The sequence below is a fragment of the Actinoplanes sp. NPDC048791 genome (assembly GCF_040650095.1).
In the GTDB taxonomy this organism is placed as follows: domain Bacteria; phylum Actinomycetota; class Actinomycetes; order Mycobacteriales; family Micromonosporaceae; genus Actinoplanes.
The window spans coordinates 1-3,362 of record NZ_JBEZGQ010000911.1; the positions used below are offsets into that span (position 1 = coordinate 1).

The window sequence follows — 3,362 nt, forward strand, 5'->3', positions numbered from 1 at the left end:
GGTCCGGCACCCGGCGCAGCAGGCCGGTGGCCTCCAGCCGGTCGCACAGCCGGCTCGCCGAGGACGGCACCACGTCGAGGGCCTCGGCGAGCCGGCTCATGTTCGTGTGCGGCCCCCGCGAGATGATCGTGAGTACGCGCAGCTGCGCCGGGGGTACGGCGGGCGACTGCGCGAGCCGGGCGCTCTCCAGGACACCCAGCAGCGACTCCACCGTCGACTCCATCGCCGCTGCGACGTCCGTGACGCGATCCATGCCGGTCCTCTGTGTGCTCAAAGTCGGGGCATTTCGGCCTAGGGCCTGTCCTAGCAGGTCATGGCCTCTCCCAGCCTGGACCACGTCGGTCATCGCCGCCAGTCGAGGCAGACGGTGACCGCGTCGTCGTCCGGATCGGCGCCCGCGTGATATTCGCGCAGGCCCCGCATAACCGTACCCACTGCCTCGGTGGCGGGCTGCAGGCGCGTCCGGCGCAGCGCGGTCAGCAGGGCGCTCTCCCCGTACGGGGCCCGTCCGCCCGGTGTGGCGGCGTGCACCCCGTCGCTGACCACGAGCAGCCGGTCGGCCGGTTCGAGGCGGAACCGCTGGATCTCGTACCGGGTCTCGCCGAACATGCCCAGCGGCAGCTGCTGCTCCAGGATCACCGGCTGGATGTCCCGTTCGCGGGCGATGACCGCGCGGGGTGAGCCCGCGTCGACCGCGGCCACGTGCCCGCCGATCAGGTCGATCTCCAGCAGCAGAGTGGCGGCGTGGGCGGCGCCGCCGTACCGGGCGTGGATGGCGTCGCCGGCCAGTTCGGCCTGTTCGACGATGTCGGCACCGGAGCGGCGGGCGTTGCGCATGGCGTTGACCGCGACGGTGGTGAGCACCGCGGCGTCGAGGCCGTCGCCGGCGCCGTTCAGCACGGTGATGGTGAGCCGGTCGTCGGCCAGGGTCCAGTCGAAGTGGTCGCCGAAGACCGCGTACGCGGGCTCCAGTTGCCCGGCGACCAGGAAGCGCTCGTCGCCCAGCGAGCGTCCCGGCAGCAGTTCCCATTGCAGCTCGGCCGCCATGGTGAGGCGTTCCCGGCGGATCACCCGGCGGTAGCGGTCGGTGACCGCGTCGGCGGCCCGCAGGGCGACGGCGAGCTCGTCGGCGACCGCCGACAGGTCGCTGGTCAGCCCGGTGCCCGAGGGCAGGGTGGTCTGCACGACGAGCACGCCGAGGCGTTCGCCCCAGACGGTCAGCGGCAGGTAGGCGCGGTTGGCGTCCGCGGCGATGTCGACCAGCGGCCGCTGGCTGCCGAAACAGCGCACGGCCAGGGCGTTGCCGGCCGGTCCGCCGAGCTCGAGCAGCGGCCACAGGCCGGTCAGGGTCAGGTCGCCGAGCAGCACCTCGACCCGGCCGGCCGCGTAGTGCCGGCGCAGGTGGTCCGCCACGACCTCGGGAAGCCGGTCGGGCGGCGCCGCGCGCAGCAGCGCCCCGACGAGCGTCGGACGGTCGGACAAGGGCTGACCTCTTTCTCTCGGGGCGCGGAACAGCGACCGGACAGCAATATTTGCTGTACGGCAAGGATGATAGGGGCACGGCGAAGCGGCCCGGCGGCGGGCCGTGGGCCCGGCGGATCAGGGGGTACGGCGGATCAAGGGGTACGGCGGGTACGGCGGGTCGCTCAGTGCGCGCCCGCACCGCCGGCCAGCGCGAAGGACTTCTCGAAGTGGATGAGGCTGCCGCTGCGCGGGGTCGACTGCATCCGTACGTTGTCGCTCAGTGCCTTGATGAGGAACAGTCCCCGGCCGCGCTCACTGTTCGGACCGGGGTCACCGACCGCGGTCGCGTCGAAGCCGGCGCCGTTGTCGGCGACGTCGATCGCGCAGCGGTCCTCGGCCACGTCCAGGCGGACCTCGATGCCGTCCGCGCCGGTGGCGTGCTTGACCACGTTGGCGCACGCCTCGGTCAGGGCCAGCTCCAGGTCGTCGCCGTCCTGGCGGTCGACCTGGAACGCCGACAGGGCACACCGCAGCAGCCGGCGCACCGCGGGCACGCTGTCGACCTCACGCGGCAGGTTGAGCCGTACCGAGATACGCATGCGACTCCTCCCCCCGTTGTCGACCCGGCACCTGCCCGGTCCGCTGACAGTGATGTTCCCGCCGGACGGCCGGGCTAATCCCGGTACGGGCGATCCGGCTTCCCGCCGGTCCGGAACCGGCCGTCCGAAGTTCTTGTTATCGCAGGCCGTTCGGGCGGTCTCCCTTCCCGTGGTCGGCGAAACGGCCGCCGCGCGCAATGATCGAGGCTCCACGGGAAGAGGTCAGGACTCTGATGGCGTTTCAACCGGACACCGCGACGGTGGTCGCCGCCCGCGCCGGCGACCCGGCCGCGGTCGACCGCCTGGTCGCCGGGTACCTGCCGCTGGTCTACACGATCGTCGGCCGGGCCCTGGACGGGCACGCCGACGTCGACGACGTCGTGCAGGACACCATGCTCCGCGTCCTGCGCAACCTCGGTGACCTGCGCGAACCCGAGGCGTTCCGGTCCTGGCTGGTGGCCATCACCGTGCGTCAGGTACGGGAGCGCTACCGGGTGCGCCGATCGGCGCCGGACACCCTGCTGCCCGACGACATCCGCGACCCGGGAGCCGATTTCACCGACCTGGCGATCACCCGGCTGGAGCTGGCCGGTCAGCGCCGGGAGACCGCCGAGGCCACCCGCTGGCTCGACGAGGACAACCGGGAGCTGCTCTCGCTGTGGTGGCTGGAGGCCTCCGGCGAGCTGACCCGGGACGAGATCGTCGCCGCGACCGAGGTGACCCGCCAGCACGCGGCGGTACGGATCCAGCGGATGAAAGGCCAGCTGGAGACGGCCCGCGTCGTCGTGCGCGCGCTGGCCGCCAATCCGCCGTGCGCCGATCTGGCGCTGGTCACCGCCGAGTGGGACGGCCGTCCCGGAGCCCTGTGGCGCAAGCGCATCGCCCGTCACACCCGTGACTGCCGGCAGTGCTCACCGGCCTGGTCGGGTCTGGTGGCGGCGGAACGGCTGCTGGTCGGCATGGCCCTGGTGCCGCTGCCGCACACGCTCAGCGGCGGCGCCCTGTCCGCCTTCGGTGGTGCGCAGGCCGGTTCGCACGTCGCGCACGTGGTCTCGGGCAAGGCGCTGGCCGCCAAGATCGCCGTGAAGGGCAGCGTCGGCGTCGGCCGGCGGGTGCTCACCGCGATGCTGGCGACCGGCACGGTGGCCGGTGGCGGCGCGGCCGTGGTCGTGTACTCCAACGCCGACAAGCCGGTCGCCAACGCGGCCGTGATCTCGACCGCCGCGCCCACGCCGCGGCTGACCCTGCCGGCCGCGCCCACCCCCAGCCCCACCGCCGTGTCGCCCTCGCCGCGGCAAT

At 73.2% G+C, this 3,362-nt stretch carries 4 protein-coding genes; 1 reads left to right on the top strand and 3 read right to left on the bottom strand.

What is annotated here, in order from left to right:
- The 3 genes from AB0C29_RS39565 to AB0C29_RS39575 all read right to left on the bottom strand — a co-directional run.
- Positions 1-253: MarR family transcriptional regulator (locus AB0C29_RS39565; protein WP_360831853.1), on the bottom strand; the 253-nt coding region annotated here is incomplete at its 3' end.
- An 89-nt stretch (positions 254-342) separates the two neighbouring features.
- Positions 343-1,482, bottom strand: coding sequence for a PP2C family protein-serine/threonine phosphatase (locus tag AB0C29_RS39570; RefSeq protein ID WP_360831855.1), 1,140 nt, complete (start codon positions 1,480-1,482; stop codon positions 343-345).
- A gap of 164 nt (positions 1,483-1,646) precedes the next feature.
- Positions 1,647-2,063, bottom strand: a complete 417-nt coding sequence (locus AB0C29_RS39575) for an ATP-binding protein (protein WP_360831858.1) — start codon at positions 2,061-2,063, stop codon at positions 1,647-1,649.
- 233 nt (positions 2,064-2,296) lie between these two features.
- Here AB0C29_RS39575 and AB0C29_RS39580 point away from each other — a divergent pair.
- The coding region (locus tag AB0C29_RS39580) for a sigma-70 family RNA polymerase sigma factor (RefSeq protein WP_360831861.1) at positions 2,297-3,362 on the top strand (1,066 nt) is incomplete at its 3' end.